The following is a 14,480-nucleotide window of genomic DNA, read 5'->3' on the forward strand; positions in this document are numbered from 1 at the left end:
AGACCGGCGCTCTGGGCAAGGTGGGGCGCATGATCGATCTGCGCCCGGTTGGATATATCATCGGAATGCTGACATCCGTGCTGGGGCTGACGATGCTTATCCCGGCGGCGGTCGATTTGGGTTATGGCGCAGCGCATTGGCTGGTCTTCGTCGAAAGCGCGGTGCTGACGACGACGGCGGGGGCGCTGCTGGCGCTGGCCTCGCGTGACGGGCTGGCCCGGACGCTGTCGATCCATCAAAGCTTTCTGCTGACCTCGCTCGTCTGGCTGACGCTGCCCTTCTTCGGAGCGCTGCCTTTCATGCTCGGCGTGCCGCATCTGTCGCTGGTCGATGCCTATTTCGAGGCGATGTCGGGGCTGACCACGACCGGCACCACAGCGATTCCGCATCTCGACGGGTTGCCGCCGGGGGTGAACCTCTGGCGCGGGCTGCTGCAATGGCTGGGCGGTCTGGGGATCATCATCGTCGCGATGATCTTCCTGCCGGTGATGAAGGTCGGCGGGATGCAGTTCTTCCGCTCGGAAGGGTTTGATACGCTTGGGAAAATCCTGCCGCGCGCGATGGATATCTCGACCGCGCTGATCCGCATCTATGTCGGGCTGACCATCGCCTGCGCGCTGACCTATCTCGGCCTCGGGATGAAGGGGTTCGACGCGATCATGCATGCGCTCACCACGATGAGCACGGGCGGCTTCTCGAATTACGACGCCAGCTTCGCCACCTATAAGGGCGCGCCGGAATACGCGGCCTCGGTCTTCATGGCGCTGGCGGCGATGCCGTTCATCCGCTTCGTGCAGGTGATGCGCGGCGACACGATGCCGCTCTGGCGCGACCCGCAGGTGCGCGCCTTCCTGCGCTGGATGGGCTATGCGATTGCGATCATCGTGCTTTACCGGATGATCCGCCATGAGGCGTCCTTTTGGCCGACGCTGCGCGAGGTGACGTTCAACGTAGTCTCGACCTTCACCGGGACGGGCTATGCCTCGGAGGACGTGACCCAATGGGGGCATCTGGCCTTCACGATCCTGCTGATTTCTGGGCTGATCGGGGGCTGCACGGCCTCCACCGCCTGTTCGGTCAAGGTGTTCCGCTACCTGATCCTTCTCGAAGCGATCAAGGCGCAGATCCAGCGGCTCTACTCGCCGCACCGTCTGCTGAAAGTGCAATATGACGGCCGCCCGGTCGAGGATAGCGTGGTCAACTCGGTGATGGCCTTCTTCTCGTTGTTCATCCTGATTTTCGGGATTCTGATCATCGCGCTGACCTTCACCGGCCTCGGAACCGAGACGGCGATGACTGCCGCTTGGACCTCGATCGCCAATATCGGGCCCGCATGGGGGCCCGAGATCACCGCGAACGGCTCGGTCGCGGATTTCCCTGACAGCGCGAAATGGCTGATGAGCGCGGCAATGTGCCTCGGGCGGCTCGAATTGATGAGCGTGCTCGTGCTGTTGCTGCCGCGCTTCTGGCGGGGCTGATTACTTCCAGCAGGAAATCTGCACCACCATCCCGTCCGCGATCTGCTGCAGGTCCTCCGGGTCGCGATTGGCCGAGATGCCTGCGGCTTTCGGGGTAAAGCCATTGTCCGACAGGCCCGGCGCCATCGCCTTCGCCTGCAGCGCAACGGTCAGGTTGTCGGGCAGTACCCGGTTCGCGTCGCCGCCCGAGGGCAGCAACATCCCCACGACCGCGCCCGTGCCGTCGAGCACCGGCCCGCCCACGTCGCCCGCGCGGGTCTGCGCCTCGATCCGCGCCTGATTGTCTTGCCCCTCCAGCCCCTTGGGCGCGGAGAGCGTGCCGAAATTCAGCACCGGCGCGGAGAGCGCTTCGGGATAGGAGAAGCCCGCCACCGCCACCTTGCTCCCGGCCATCGGGGCATCGGGGTTGAACTTCGCGACTTCCTTCGGCGCCAGCGTGTCTTTCGGGGTCAGAACCGCATAGCCCTTCGCGCCGCCGTCGAAGCTGAGCGAGGCGGGGTGATCCTCGATGGTGATGCGCCCGCATTGGTCGAGTCCCTCGGCGGCAGTCAGCACATGGCCATCGGCATCGATGAAGAAGCCCGAGCGCGAGAAGATCGGCGCGCGCTTCTCGATCCCCGCCATCAGGGCGGCCCGCGTCACCGACATCGGCTGGCCGAGCGTCGCGTCGAGCGACGAGGTCCCGATGGGCGTGAAGCTCTTTTTCATCGCGTCGAGCACGCGGTCCCGGCGCGTGTCGTCCCCGGCGGGCCAGACCAGCGTGAAGCCCTTGATCTGCCCGCGCGAGAGTTCTGCATGGGTGTAGGACTGCACCGCGGTGTTCTGGCCCTCAATGGTGAAGCTGTTGCCGCGGATGTTACGCTCTCCTCCCGTCGGCACGATTTCGAGCGTCTGCATCGCGTCATACAGGCCCCGCAGCCGGGCCGCATCGCCGGGTTGCGAGATCAGCAGAACCTGCACGCCGCTGCCATCCTTGGGCGCGTAATTCACGAAAGGCGCGTTGTAGCGGTCGAATTTCACCAGTCCCATCGGCAGGTCGATCCTGATGCCGGCCTGATCTTCGGTCACGGCCTGCAGCCCCAGCGCCGCGCGCTCGGAGGCAACCTTGTCCAGAAGCGCCGCCTGCTGGGTCGAGGATAGCACGCCGGTCGGCTCGTAATCGTTCTTCATCTGCCAGTCGGCGATCGAATTGCGGGTGCCGCGGCCGAAAATTCCGTCGATCGCGCCCTGATAGCTGCCTTCCCATTCCAGCGCGGTCTGGATGTCGCGCTTGGTCTGCGGATCGAGCGCAGCCTCCAGCCGGCGCGAGTCCCGAAGCGTCTCGACCGGTTCCGGCGCGCGCGTGACCTCTTGCGGAGCGGGAGTGTCGGCTGTCGCGGTGGTGTCGGGGCTCACCGGCTCAGGCGCGGTGGCGGTGTCTTGCGCAGCGGTGTCCGGGGGCGTGGTCTGGCCATCCGTTTGCGCGGTCGCATCCGGCCCGTCCAGAGGCTCCACGTCGATCGGGGCGGGCATCGGCGCGCCGCGCACGTCGCTTTGCGTGTCGGCCTGCGGCGCGGGCTGTTCGGGCGCCTGCGCGGGGGCGTTCAGGGTCGCGCCGACCGGCCAGAACTGCTGGCGGAAGTTGTTGCCATCGGCCACGAAACTGTCGCGCGGGATCAGCCCCTCGCGGCGCAGAACCCGGCGGCGCGCATTCGCCTCCGCATCATCGGCAAAGGGGCCAAGCGCGATCGCATACCAGCCGGAATCGAGCCGAAAACCCGTCGTGTCGGGGAACATGCCTGCCCAGTCGCGGGCGCGCGCTTCGGCTTGGGCGAGCGAGCTTTTCGCCTCGATCTGCACCCAGGCTTCGGCCCAGGCCGTTCCGGTCCAGATCATGCCGGTGAGGCTGGCTCCGACGACGATCGAAACTGTCCGTGAAATTGCCCGCATTGCTGCCCCCGTAATACCTGCTTTTCCCTCGACCTTAGCGCAACGAGGGGCGAGGTCACCCCCCAAACGCCCCCGACGGGGTCATGAAATCCGCCGTTGTGGGGCGGGGGCCGCAGCATTGCATGTCGAGTTGCGCAGATCGTCCGCCCTAATCCTTGCAGGGCGTTGACGCCCCCGCGCCCCTTGCCTAGAGAGAAGGCGCTTCAACGGAAGGTGCGAAATATGGCAAACCCGGACGCCCCGAAATCCTTTCAGGAAATCATCCTGCGCCTGATGAGCTATTGGGCCTCGAAAGGCTGCGCGGTGATGCAGCCTTATGACATGGAAGTGGGGGCAGGCACCTTCCACCCGGCGACGACGTTGCGCGCGCTCGGTTCCAAGCCGTGGGCGGCCGCCTATGTCCAGCCCTCGCGCCGTCCGACCGATGGCCGCTATGGCGAGAACCCGAACCGCCTGCAGCACTACTATCAGTATCAGGTGCTCATCAAACCGAGCCCGCCGGACTTGCAGGAGCTCTATCTCGGCTCGCTCCGCGCGATCGGGATCGATACCGAACTGCACGATATCCGCTTCGTGGAAGACGACTGGGAAAGCCCGACGCTCGGCGCGTGGGGGCTTGGCTGGGAGGTCTGGTGCGACGGTATGGAAGTCAGCCAGTTCACCTATTTCCAGCAGGTCGGCGGCCATGACTGCAAGCCGGTCTCGGGCGAGCTGACCTACGGGCTCGAGCGTCTGGCGATGTATGTGCTGGGCATCGATCACGTCATGGACATGCCCTATAACGACCCCTCCGCGCCGATCGCGCTGAAATACGGCGACGTGTTCCGCCAGACCGAGCAGGAATATTCGCGCTGGAATTTCGACGTGGCTGATACCGAGACGCTGCTGCGCCATTTCGAGGATGCCGAGGCCGAATGCGAACGCATCCTCGCTTCGCCCGAGGCGGACGATGCGGGCCGCAAGATCATCATGGCGCATCCCGCATACGACCAGTGCATCAAGGCGTCGCATCTCTTCAATCTGCTCGACGCGCGCGGCGTGATCTCGGTCACCGAGCGTCAGGCCTATATCGGCCGGGTCCGCGCGCTGGCCAAGGCCTGCGCCGACGCTTTCGTGCAGACCGAAGCGGGCGGGGCCTCCCAGAGCGAAGCCAACGAGGCTGTCGCGTGAATGGTAAGCTCATCGGAGGCGGCATCGTGGTAATCGCGCTCGTCTTCGGCGCGGTGGTCTATTATTCGCAGGAATACGGCTATTACGACGAGATCGCGCCGGGCTCCGACGCGGCGAAAGTCTCGCTGATGGAGCTGGACGGCACGACGCAGGACCAGCTGCAGGCCGAGGGCTACAAAGGGATCGACGCGGACAGCTCGCCCCTGCGCTACCGGGCCTGCTTCGACACCGATCTGTCGATTGCAACGGCGACCGAGACCTATGCGGTCTATGATCGACCGACCCCGCTGATCGGCCCGAAATGGTTCGACTGCTACGATGCGAAAACCATCGGCGCGGACCTCGAGGCAGGCCGCGCGGTGGCCTTCCTGTCGCAACACAATATCCACCCCGGCGTTGACCGCGTCGTGGCTCTTTATCCCGATGGCCGGGCCTATGTCTGGCACCAACTGAACGACGAAGCGGAGAAATGACATGCCCGATCTTCTGATTGAACTGTTCTCCGAAGAAATCCCCGCGCGGATGCAGCCCAAGGCCCGCGAGGATCTGAAGAAACTGATCACCGATGGCGTGGTCGAGGCGGGTCTGACCTATGCCTCCGCCGGCGCTTTCTCGACCCCGCGCCGCCTGACGCTGACCGTCGAGGGGCTGACCGCGAATTCGCCGACCCTGCGCGAAGAGCGCAAGGGCCCGCGCACCGACGCGCCCGAGAAGGCGATCGAGGGCTTCCTGCGCTCGACCGGGCTGAGCATGGATCAGCTCGAGGCGCGCGACGACAAGAAGGGGCAGGTCTATTTCGCCGTGATCGAAAAGCCGGGCCGCCCCGCGACCGAGATCGTGGCCGAGGTGCTGGAGAAAACGATCCGCAACTTCCCCTGGCCGAAATCCATGCGCTGGGGCGAGGGCAGCCTGCGCTGGGTCCGCCCGCTGCATTCGATCCTCGCGATCCTGACCGACGAGGCCGGCGCGACCGTCGTGCCGCTCGACGTGGACGGCATCAAAGCCGGCGACACCACGCGCGGCCACCGCTTCATGGCGCCCGACGTGCTTCAGGTCTCGGGCTATGAGAGCTATGCCAAGCAGTTGAAAGCCGCCAAGGTCATGCTCGACCCCAATGAGCGTGCCGAGGCGATCGACCACGATGCCGCGCAGATGGCCTTCGCGAAGGGCTGGGAAGTGGTGCCGGACAAGGGCCTTCTGGCCGAGGTCTCGGGCCTCGTCGAATGGCCCGTCACGCTGATGGGCGAGATCGACGGCGAATTTCTCGACCTGCCGCCCGAGGTGCTGCAGACCTCGATGAAAGAACACCAGAAATTCTTCTCGGTGAAGAACCCCAAGACCGCCCGGATCGAGGGTTTCGTGACCGTCGCCAACCGCGAGACCGCCGATCACGGCGCGACGATCCTCGCGGGCAACCAGAAGGTGCTCTCGGCACGTCTGTCGGATGCCAAGTTCTTCTGGGAAAACGACCTGCGCACCGTTCAGGCCCACGGGCTCGAAGGGATGGGCGCTGGGCTCGACGCCGTGACCTTCCACAATAAGCTTGGGAGCCAAGGCGACCGCATCCGCCGCATCGAAGCGCTTGCGCATGCAATCGCCCCGCAGGTTAAGGCTTCGCCCGATCTCGCCGCCGAGGCCGCCCGCGTCGCCAAATCCGATCTGCGCTCGGAAATGGTCTACGAATTCCCGGAACTGCAGGGCGTCATGGGGCGCTACTACGCACAAAAGGCGGGCCTGTCCGACGCTGTCGCCGATGCCTGCCGCGACCACTACGCGCCGCTGGGCCCGTCCGATGCGGTGCCGTCCGAGCCCGTCTCGGTCGCAGTCGCGCTCGCCGACAAGATCGACACGCTGACTGGCTTCTGGGCGATCGACGAGAAGCCCACGGGGAGCAAGGACCCCTTCGCGCTGCGTCGCGCGGCGCTGGGCGTGATCCGGTTGGTGCTGGCGAATGATCTGCGCCTGAGCTTACAAAAGTTCTTCAATGATTGGCTGTCGCTCGCTGCGGCGGCCTACCAAAAGGCAGGCTATCATGTGGTGTTTCCGCGAAATGATGAAGCTAACGTAAGTTTCGCGCCCGCATTCGATGTTCACGTTAACTTTGAGGATTTCGGCCATTCAGTGGGCTTCGTCCGGACGGAACAAATGGACGAGGTTGCTTTTGAATTCGCCAGCATTCAGCTCGGTGTGACGTCAAGCTGGGCCGCCGACCTCATGTCCTTCTTCCATGACCGCCTCAAGGTCCACCTGCGCGATGCGGGCATCCGTCACGACGTGATCGACGCCGTGCTCGCCATGCCGGGCAGCGACGATCTCACCCTCGTGGTGAAGCGGGCCGAGGCGCTGTCGGACTTCTTCAAGACCGACGATGGCGAGAACCTGATCCAGGGCTTCAAGCGCGCGAACAACATTCTCACGCAGGCCGAGGAAAAGGACGGTGTGGAATACAGCTTCGGCGCCGATCCGAAATTCGCGGAGACGGACGAGGAAAAAGCCCTCTTCGCCGCGCTCGACGCCGCCGAAGCCAAGATCGCCCCGGCGATGGCAGACGAAGATTTCGCCGCCGCGATGTCCGCGATGGCCGACCTGCGCGCGCCGATCGACGCCTTCTTCGAAGCGGTGCAGATCAACGCCGACAACCCGATCCTGCGGCGCAACCGTCTCAACCTGCTTTCGCGCATCCGGCAGATCTGTCTCGATGTGGCCGACCTCACCAAGATCGAAGGCTGATCCTTCCTCTTGGTGTAAATATCCCCGCCGGAGGCGCCCCCACGGCGCCTCCTGTCGCAAGGCCGAAACAGGGCGGGCCAGTGACGCCACGTCTTCTGTCCGAATGTCACACTTGCGAGGGCGGGGAATCAGCCTATCCTGCGTCGAGAGAGAAGGCGCGCTGCAATGCAGAAACCCGTTGAAAACGCTGATTTTGTGACCCTTACGCCCACGGCGTCGGTCGATAAGGCGCGCCACGGCTGGCGCGCGAAATGCCTTCAACGGCTGATCCGGCTCGACCTTCCCGTCCCGAAAACCGTCGCTCTGCCCGCCGAAACGGTGCGCGCGATCGCGTCGGGACAGGTTTTCGACATGGCCGCAATCGCGGATTGCTTCGGGCCGCAGATGCTGGTCTCGGTCCGGCCGAGCCCGGAAAATCCCGAATGGGGCGGGCCGGGCACGGTGCTCAATGTCGGCATGAATGACGACATGCATGCGGTGCTGTCGAACACGCATGGCAGCGAGGCCGCCGACGCGCTCTATCTGCGCTTCGTGCAGCTTTACTCGATCCATGTCGCGCGGCTCGATCCGGACATGTTCCAGCAGGAGCCCGGGCCGGGTGCGCTGGAAGCCGCGCTCGACGCCTATGAAGAGGAAACCGACGAGCGGTTCCCGCAATCGGGCGCACAGCAGCTGGCCGAGGTGCTGCGTTCCATGGCGCGGGCCTGGGAGGGCACGACGGCGCGGCTGCTGCGACAGGCCAAGGGCGCGCCGCCCGATGCGGTGCTGGGGCTTCTGGTGCAGGAAATGGCGCTGGGGATCGGGCCGGGCCTGTCGGGCTCGGGCACGATGCAATTCGTCGATAGCGTGACCGGGGCTCCGCAGATCACCGGGCGGTTCCGCGGCCAGAGCCAAGGCCGCACCAGCGCGGTCGAGACGCTCTATCTCACGCGCGATCCGCGCGGGGCCTCGCTCGAAGAGGCGGATGGCCGTGTCTTCGACACGCTGAAGGATTACGGCGCGCGTTGCCGGGTGAAGCTGCGCGAAGAGATGCAGATCGAGTTCACCATCGAAAGCGGCAAGGTCCATGTGATCGACGCGGTGCGGGTGCCGCGCTCGTCGCGGGCTGCCGTGCGCATCGCGGTGGCGCTGGCCAATGACGATGTGATCTCGCGCGAGGATGCGCTGCTGCGGGTCGAGCCGCGCGCGATCACCGAGCTTCTGCACTATCAGGTCGATCCGCGTGCGCCGCGCGATGTGCTGGCGCGCGGGATTGCGGCCTCGCCGGGCGCGGCCACCGGCAAGATCGTGTTCTCTGCGGCCGCCGCGCAGGCCTCTGCGGCACGCGACGAGCCCTGTATCCTCGTGCGCCGCGAAACCTCGCCCGAGGATATCCGCGGGATGCATGCCGCCGTCGCCGTGCTGACCGAACGTGGCGGGATGACCTCCCACGCGGCGGTGATCGCGCGCGGTCTGGGCCTGCCCTGCATCGTCGGCGCCGAGATCGAGATCAACAGCCGTGAGCGCCAGTTCCGCGGCCCCAAGGGGCGGCTCTTCCGCGAGGGCGATACGATCACGCTCGACGGGACCAATGGCGAGGTGCTGGTGGGGACGGCGGAAATGCTCGCGCCTGCGCTCGATGACGGGTTCCGCACGCTTCTGAGCTGGGCCGATCTGGTGCGCGATATCGGCATCCGCGCCAATGCCGACACGCCGGAGGACGCGCGCACCGCGCTGATGTTCGAGGCCGACGGGATCGGGCTGTGCCGGACCGAGCATATGTTCTTCGACGAAGACCGCCTGACGGTGATGCGCGAGATGATCTTCGCCGACGGGCCGGAAGATCGCCGCGCCGCCCTCGACCGCTTGCTTCCGATGCAACGGGACGATTTCGGCGCGCTGTTCGAACTGATGAAGGGCGAGCCGGTCTGCATCCGTCTCTTCGACCCGCCGCTGCACGAATTCCTGCCGCATGACCGCGAGGGGATGCGCGAGCTGGCCGAGGCGCTGGATCGCCCGCTGTCCGAGGTCACGCGCCGGGTGGAGGCCTTATCCGAGTTCAATCCGATGCTGGGGATGCGCGGCGTGCGCTTGGGCGTAACCGTGCCCGAGATTTACGACATGCAGGCCCGCGCAATCTTCGAGGCCACCGTGGAGGCGCTCCGCCGGGGCGCCGAGGTGGTGCCGGAGATCATGATCCCGCTCGTTTCCGCCTCGCGCGAGGTGGAGATCGTGAAAACCCGGGTCGATGCGGTCGCCGCCGCCGTGCGCACCGAGACCAAGGAAGATTTCACCTACCGCCTCGGCGTGATGGTGGAGACGCCCCGTGCGGCCCTGCGCGCCGGTGAAATCGCCGAACACGCGGCCTTCCTGTCCTTCGGGACCAACGACCTCACGCAGATGACCTACGGGCTCTCCCGCGACGATGCGGGCCGCTTCATGTCGACCTATGTGAACCAGCAGGTTTATAGCGAAGACCCGTTCCATATCCTCGACGTCGAAGGGGTAGGGGAGTTGCTGCTGATCGGGGCCGCGCGCGGACGCTCCGCCCGGCCCGATGTCACGATCTCCGTCTGCGGCGAACATGGCGGAAACCCCGAATCAATCGCCTTCTGCCGGGCTGCGGGGTTCGATTATGTCTCCTGTTCGCCCTTCCGGGTGCCGGTCGCTCGTCTCGCCGCTGCCCATTTCGCACTCCTTGCGCCGCGCGGTCGATCTTTTCCCTAGAGGTAAGGTCACAGAAGCGAAAATTTGGCCGTTTTTCTCAAATACCATTGGCAAATCTTCGCGCGTCGCGATATGCGATTCGACAGGGACATAGCACGCAAATCACCGTGCATTTTGGCAAGATTCCGCCGTGACTCCGTAGGGGGTCGCGCATTTTTTCGTGAAAACCTAGACATGGATAGCTCGCTCGGGTAAGCGATGCGCCGTCGCGGCTCAATGGGGGGTGCGCGGCGATTGACCTTATCGGAAGAAAACCATGTCACTGCTGAAAAGCTGGACGGGGGGTGCTGCCATCCTCCTCGCCCTCGCCGGAGGCTTGCGTGCCGAAGTCACGGTAAGCCAGTCGAACGACCCCACTGAGGTCGCCGAACAAGGACTGATGTCGGTCCTGTGGACGGAGCGCTCCGCGATGAGCGCGATCGACAAACGACGCGTCACCGCGCTCACCATGGCGCCGGAACGCTCGAAAAAACATGCGACTCTGCCGGAAGTCCTTTCGGCCAAGTGGCTGGCCGCGCAACCCGCTGCCAAGGGTGGCGAGCAGTTCCAATGCCTCTCGCAGGCGCTTTACTTCGAAGCGCGTGGCGAAGGTGTGAAGGGCCAGCAGGCCGTCGCCGAGGTCATCCTGAACCGTGTCGACGATCCGCGCTTCCCCGGTTCGATCTGCGGCGTTGTCCATCAGGGCAATTCGCGCGCCTGCCAGTTCAGCTGGTATTGCGACGGTCGCTCCGACACCGTCCGCAACAAGGGCGCCTACGCCGAAGTCGCGAAAGTCGCCCGGGCGATGATCGATGGCGCGCCGCGCTCGCTGACCGATGGGGCGACCTACTTCCACACGCGCGCCGTGCGCCCGAGCTGGTCGCGCCGCTTCGCGAAAACCGCGTCGATCGGCCATCACATCTTCTACGCCAACCCGGTGCGCACCGCCTCGAACTGAGGCCATGCTTTCAGGGGCCCGCGTCGCGGGCAGGCGATGAAATGACGGTTGAGGGTGGGCTTCGGTCCGCCCTTTTTCTATGCTCGACATGACTGAAAAATTCCCGAGGCGCGCATGAGTTCCGATATTTCCCTCGCCTTCTCGCATCCCGAAGCGCGGGCGGCGGCCTCTGCGCCGACCGACCCCCGCGATCGCATCTCGCTGCGCGACCATGTGGTGGAGGCCGATATCGGCGCCTTCCAGCAGGAGCGCGGCCATACGCAGCGCCTGCAATTCAACGTGGTGGTGGAAGTGCGGCCAACGCCGGAGCCGCTCGAGGACGACGTAGATCGCATCCTCTCCTATGACCGGATCACCGAGGCGATCGCGGCGGAACTCGCCGAGGAACGGGTGAATCTGCTGGAGACGCTCGCAGCCGGCGTGGCAGAGCGTATCCTCGCCAGCCCGCAGGCGATGCGCGTTTTCGTGCGGATCGAAAAGCTCGACCGCGGCCCCGGTGCGCTCGGCGTCGAGATCGTGCGCTCCCGCGCCTCCGTCCCGGTCAAAAGCGTCGATGAGAGCGGGGTGGAGGAAAGCCTGCACCCGGTCGTCGCCTATCTGTCGAACGCGGCTATCGACGCGCCGGACCTTTCGGCGCGGCTCGACGTGCTGCAGGAGACGGGCCATCCGGTGATCCTCGCCGTGGGGCTGCCCGATAGCGCCGTGCCCGAAAGCGGGCAGGGGCCCACGCAGCGCCGCATCGACCTTCTCGCGATCGAGCAGAACGCATGGCGGCTCGCGGCCCGCGATCCGCGCTGCGTTGTGGTGGCGACCCGCACCGAGATCGACTGGGCGATGCGCCATGGCCAGATGGTCGTCTGGGCGCCCTCCAAGATCGTGCTGGACGCGACTGACGGCCCGAAAAGCCCCGCGCGCGATGCGATGGCGCTGGCGCTGTGGCTGGCCGAGCAGATGGCCGCGACCCGGCTGGAAGTTCACGGGACTGTTTCAGCCCCGGCAGGAAGCCGCGTGCCGGTCGAGACGCGCCCGCTCTGAACGGCTTGAACTCTCGGGCGCAATCGGGTGAATGGTGCGCATGGAGAAGCTCTATTATCGACCCGTCGCCCGAACCGACTCCGCCCGCCCCGACACAGCCCTGACCCTCGCGGGGGGCTGGTGCTGGTTCGATGAGGTAGAGATCCTGCGCCGCGATGGCGAGCCCGAGATCATCCCCGCAGCCCATCTGCCCGAAGAGGTGATGGAGCGGCTCTGCGCCCCGCGAACGCCGGTCGCTGGGATCACGCTCGATGCGCCGCGGATCATGGGCATCCTGAACGTCACGCCTGACAGCTTCTCCGATGGTGGGCGCTTCGACGTCGAGGACGCTGCGATCGAGCGCGCCGTTGCGCTGCGCAAGATGGGCGCTGACATTCTCGATATCGGCGGCGAGTCGACCCGTCCCGGCGCCACGGAAGTCGAGGAAGACGAAGAGATCGCCCGCACCGCGCCCGTGATTGCGGCGCTGCGCGATGCCGATTTCGATGCGCCGATCTCCATCGATACCCGCAAGTCGCTGGTCGCCGATCAGGCGCTGGAGGCGGGGGCCGCGATGCTCAACGATGTCTCCGCGATGGAATTCGATCCGGCGATGGTCGAGGTCGCGCAGGTCTCCGGCGCGCCGATCTGCCTGATGCATGCGCAGGGCCTGCCCGAGACGATGCAGGACGATCCGCGCTACACGGATGTGCTGCTCGACGTCTACGACTATCTCGAAGATCGCATCGCGCTGGCCGAGGATTACGGCATCGCGCGCGGGGCGATCATCGCCGATCCCGGTATCGGCTTCGGCAAGACCGCGCAGCACAATCTCGCCTTGATCCGCGGTCTCAGCTTGTTTCACGGGCTGGGCTGCCCGGTCCTGCTCGGGGTGTCGCGCAAACGCTTCATCGGGGCCGTGGGCGGCGCCGAGGAGGCCGATAGCCGCGCCCCCGGTACTCTAGCCGTGACGCTCGCCGGGCTCGATCAGGGCATTCAAATTCACCGCGTCCACGATGTGGCCGAGATCGCCCAAGGCATCCGGCTCTGGGACGCGATCAAAAGAGGTTTTGAGGAATGAGCAGGAAGCTTTTTGGCACCGATGGCGTCCGCGGCGAGGCCAATTCCGGCAACATGACCGCCGAGATGGCGCTCAAACTGGGCGCTGCGGCGGGCCGCTATTTCCGGCAGGACGACTCGCGCGGCCACCGGGTCGTGATCGGCAAGGATACGCGTCTCTCGGGCTACATGTTCGAGAACGCGCTGACGGCGGGTCTGACCTCGACGGGGATGAACGTGCTGCTGCTCGGCCCGGTGCCGACGCCCGCCGTGGGCTACCTGACCCGCTCGATGCGCGCGGATATGGGGATCATGATCTCCGCCAGCCACAACCCGGCCAAGGATAACGGGATCAAGTTCTTCGGCCCCGACGGGTTCAAGCTCAGCGACGAGGCCGAGACCGAGATCGAGGCGATGCTGGACACCGATATCCGTCTCGCGCGCCCCGAGAATATCGGCCGCGCCAAGCGCATCGACGACGGTCTGGGGCGCTATGTTGAATATGCCAAGACCACCTTCCCGAAGCTGCGCAAGCCCGACCTGAAAGTGGTCGTCGATTGCGCCAATGGGGCGGCCTATCGTGCGGCGCCGGCGGTTCTGTGGGAGCTGGGCTGCGAAGTGATCCCGGTCGGCGTCTCGCCCGACGGGCGCAATATCAACGACGGCTGCGGCTCGACCCATGTCAGCACCTGCGCCGAGGCGGTGGTGGCGCATGGCGCCGATCTCGGGATCTCGCTCGACGGCGATGCGGACCGGGTGATGATCATCGACGAGACCGGCCATGTCGCCGATGGCGATCAGATCATGGCGCTGTTTGCGAAACGCTGGGCTGAATCCGGTCAGCTTTCGGGCGGTGCACTCGTGGCGACCGTGATGTCCAATCTGGGGCTCGAGCGCTTCCTTGAAGCCGAGGGGCTGCGGCTCGAGCGCACCAAGGTCGGCGACCGCTACGTGGTCGAGCGGATGCGCGAAGGCGGCTTCAACCTGGGCGGCGAGCAGTCGGGTCATATCGTCATGACCGACTACGCCACGACCGGCGACGGCCTAATGGCAGGGCTGCAGTTCCTCGCCGCGATGGTTGAGACCGGGCTGCGCGCCTCCGACCTCGTGCGGCAATTCGAGACCGTGCCGCAAATGTTGAAAAATGTAAGATATCAGGCGGGACAGGAGCCTCTGAACGCCGATAATGTTGCAAAAGCGATATTGGACGCGGAGAACCGTCTGAACGGTCAGGGCCGTCTGCTGATCCGCAAATCCGGCACCGAGCCGCTGATCCGCGTGATGGCGGAATGCGAGGACGAGGGGTTGCTGGAAGCGACCGTCGACAGCATCGTCGCCGCCGTCGAGGCCGAAACCGCGTAAGGGGGGGGCTCCGCCCCCGTCGCCGTAGGGCGACAATCAACGGAGAATGAGGGGGCTCTGCCCCCGGCCTACGGCCGTCCCCGGGATATTTTGAA

10 protein-coding genes are annotated in these 14,480 nt (G+C 65.5%); 9 read left to right on the plus strand and 1 reads right to left on the minus strand.

Translation table 11 applies throughout. The features are described 5' to 3' along the window. Positions 1–29: 29 nt before the first annotated feature. Positions 30–1,478: a TrkH family potassium uptake protein gene (locus BMI85_RS13220; RefSeq protein WP_078601631.1), complete on the plus strand. Its 1,449-nt coding sequence runs from the start codon at positions 30–32 to the stop codon at positions 1,476–1,478. Here the strand turns inward: BMI85_RS13220 and BMI85_RS13225 are convergent, their stop codons facing one another. Next, a complete protein-coding gene (locus BMI85_RS13225; protein ID WP_078601632.1) occupies positions 1,479–3,407 on the minus strand; it encodes a trypsin-like peptidase domain-containing protein in 1,929 nt (642 codons plus the stop codon). It lies immediately after the preceding gene. Positions 3,408–3,629: 222 nt separating this feature from the next. Between BMI85_RS13225 and BMI85_RS13230 the strand changes: the two genes are divergently transcribed. The 8 genes from BMI85_RS13230 (at position 3,630) to glmM (ending at position 14,385) form a co-directional block, all read left to right on the plus strand. Then, positions 3,630–4,577, plus strand: coding sequence for a glycine--tRNA ligase subunit alpha (locus BMI85_RS13230; RefSeq protein WP_078541862.1), 948 nt, complete (start codon positions 3,630–3,632; stop codon positions 4,575–4,577). Then, on the plus strand, positions 4,574–5,050 hold the full coding sequence (locus BMI85_RS13235; protein WP_078601633.1) for a DUF6446 family protein: 477 nt from the start codon (positions 4,574–4,576) through the stop codon (positions 5,048–5,050). Before BMI85_RS13230 ends, BMI85_RS13235 begins: the two co-directional genes overlap by 4 nt. Position 5,051: 1 nt before the next feature. Next, complete coding sequence (gene glyS / locus BMI85_RS13240) at positions 5,052–7,307, plus strand: glycine--tRNA ligase subunit beta (protein WP_078601634.1); 2,256 nt, start codon at positions 5,052–5,054, stop codon at positions 7,305–7,307. A gap of 165 nt (positions 7,308–7,472) precedes the next feature. Beyond that, positions 7,473–10,013, plus strand: coding sequence for a putative PEP-binding protein (locus BMI85_RS13245; protein WP_078541859.1), 2,541 nt, complete (start codon positions 7,473–7,475; stop codon positions 10,011–10,013). A gap of 256 nt (positions 10,014–10,269) precedes the next feature. Next, a complete protein-coding gene (locus tag BMI85_RS13250; RefSeq protein ID WP_078541858.1) occupies positions 10,270–10,950 on the plus strand; it encodes a cell wall hydrolase in 681 nt (226 codons plus the stop codon). A 114-nt stretch (positions 10,951–11,064) separates the two neighbouring features. After that, on the plus strand, positions 11,065–11,985 hold the full coding sequence (locus BMI85_RS13255; protein WP_078601635.1) for a dihydroneopterin aldolase: 921 nt from the start codon (positions 11,065–11,067) through the stop codon (positions 11,983–11,985). Positions 11,986–12,025: 40 nt separating this feature from the next. After that, positions 12,026–13,045: a dihydropteroate synthase gene (folP, locus tag BMI85_RS13260; RefSeq protein WP_078601870.1), complete on the plus strand. Its 1,020-nt coding sequence runs from the start codon at positions 12,026–12,028 to the stop codon at positions 13,043–13,045. Then, complete coding sequence (gene glmM / locus BMI85_RS13265; RefSeq protein ID WP_078601636.1) at positions 13,042–14,385, plus strand: phosphoglucosamine mutase; 1,344 nt, start codon at positions 13,042–13,044, stop codon at positions 14,383–14,385. The genes folP and glmM overlap by 4 nt, the downstream gene beginning before the upstream one ends. Positions 14,386–14,480 lie beyond the last annotated feature (95 nt).

It is taken from the genome of Thioclava sp. DLFJ4-1, assembly GCF_002020145.1.
GTDB lineage: Bacteria > Pseudomonadota > Alphaproteobacteria > Rhodobacterales > Rhodobacteraceae > Thioclava > Thioclava sediminum.

Excerpts from the sequence above, each read along its gene's own strand:
- BMI85_RS13220 (WP_078601631.1), top strand. The coding sequence starts at position 30 with ATGATCGATCTGCGCCCGGTTGGATATATCATCGGAATGCTGACATCC.
- BMI85_RS13225 (WP_078601632.1), bottom strand. The coding sequence starts at position 3,407 with ATGCGGGCAATTTCACGGACAGTTTCGATCGTCGTCGGAGCCAGCCTC.
- BMI85_RS13230 (WP_078541862.1), top strand. The coding sequence starts at position 3,630 with ATGGCAAACCCGGACGCCCCGAAATCCTTTCAGGAAATCATCCTGCGC.
- glyS (WP_078601634.1), top strand. The coding sequence starts at position 5,052 with ATGCCCGATCTTCTGATTGAACTGTTCTCCGAAGAAATCCCCGCGCGG.
- BMI85_RS13245 (WP_078541859.1), top strand. The coding sequence starts at position 7,473 with ATGCAGAAACCCGTTGAAAACGCTGATTTTGTGACCCTTACGCCCACG.
- BMI85_RS13250 (WP_078541858.1), top strand. The coding sequence starts at position 10,270 with ATGTCACTGCTGAAAAGCTGGACGGGGGGTGCTGCCATCCTCCTCGCC.
- BMI85_RS13255 (WP_078601635.1), top strand. The coding sequence starts at position 11,065 with ATGAGTTCCGATATTTCCCTCGCCTTCTCGCATCCCGAAGCGCGGGCG.
- folP (WP_078601870.1), top strand. The coding sequence starts at position 12,026 with ATGGAGAAGCTCTATTATCGACCCGTCGCCCGAACCGACTCCGCCCGC.
- glmM (WP_078601636.1), top strand. The coding sequence starts at position 13,042 with ATGAGCAGGAAGCTTTTTGGCACCGATGGCGTCCGCGGCGAGGCCAAT.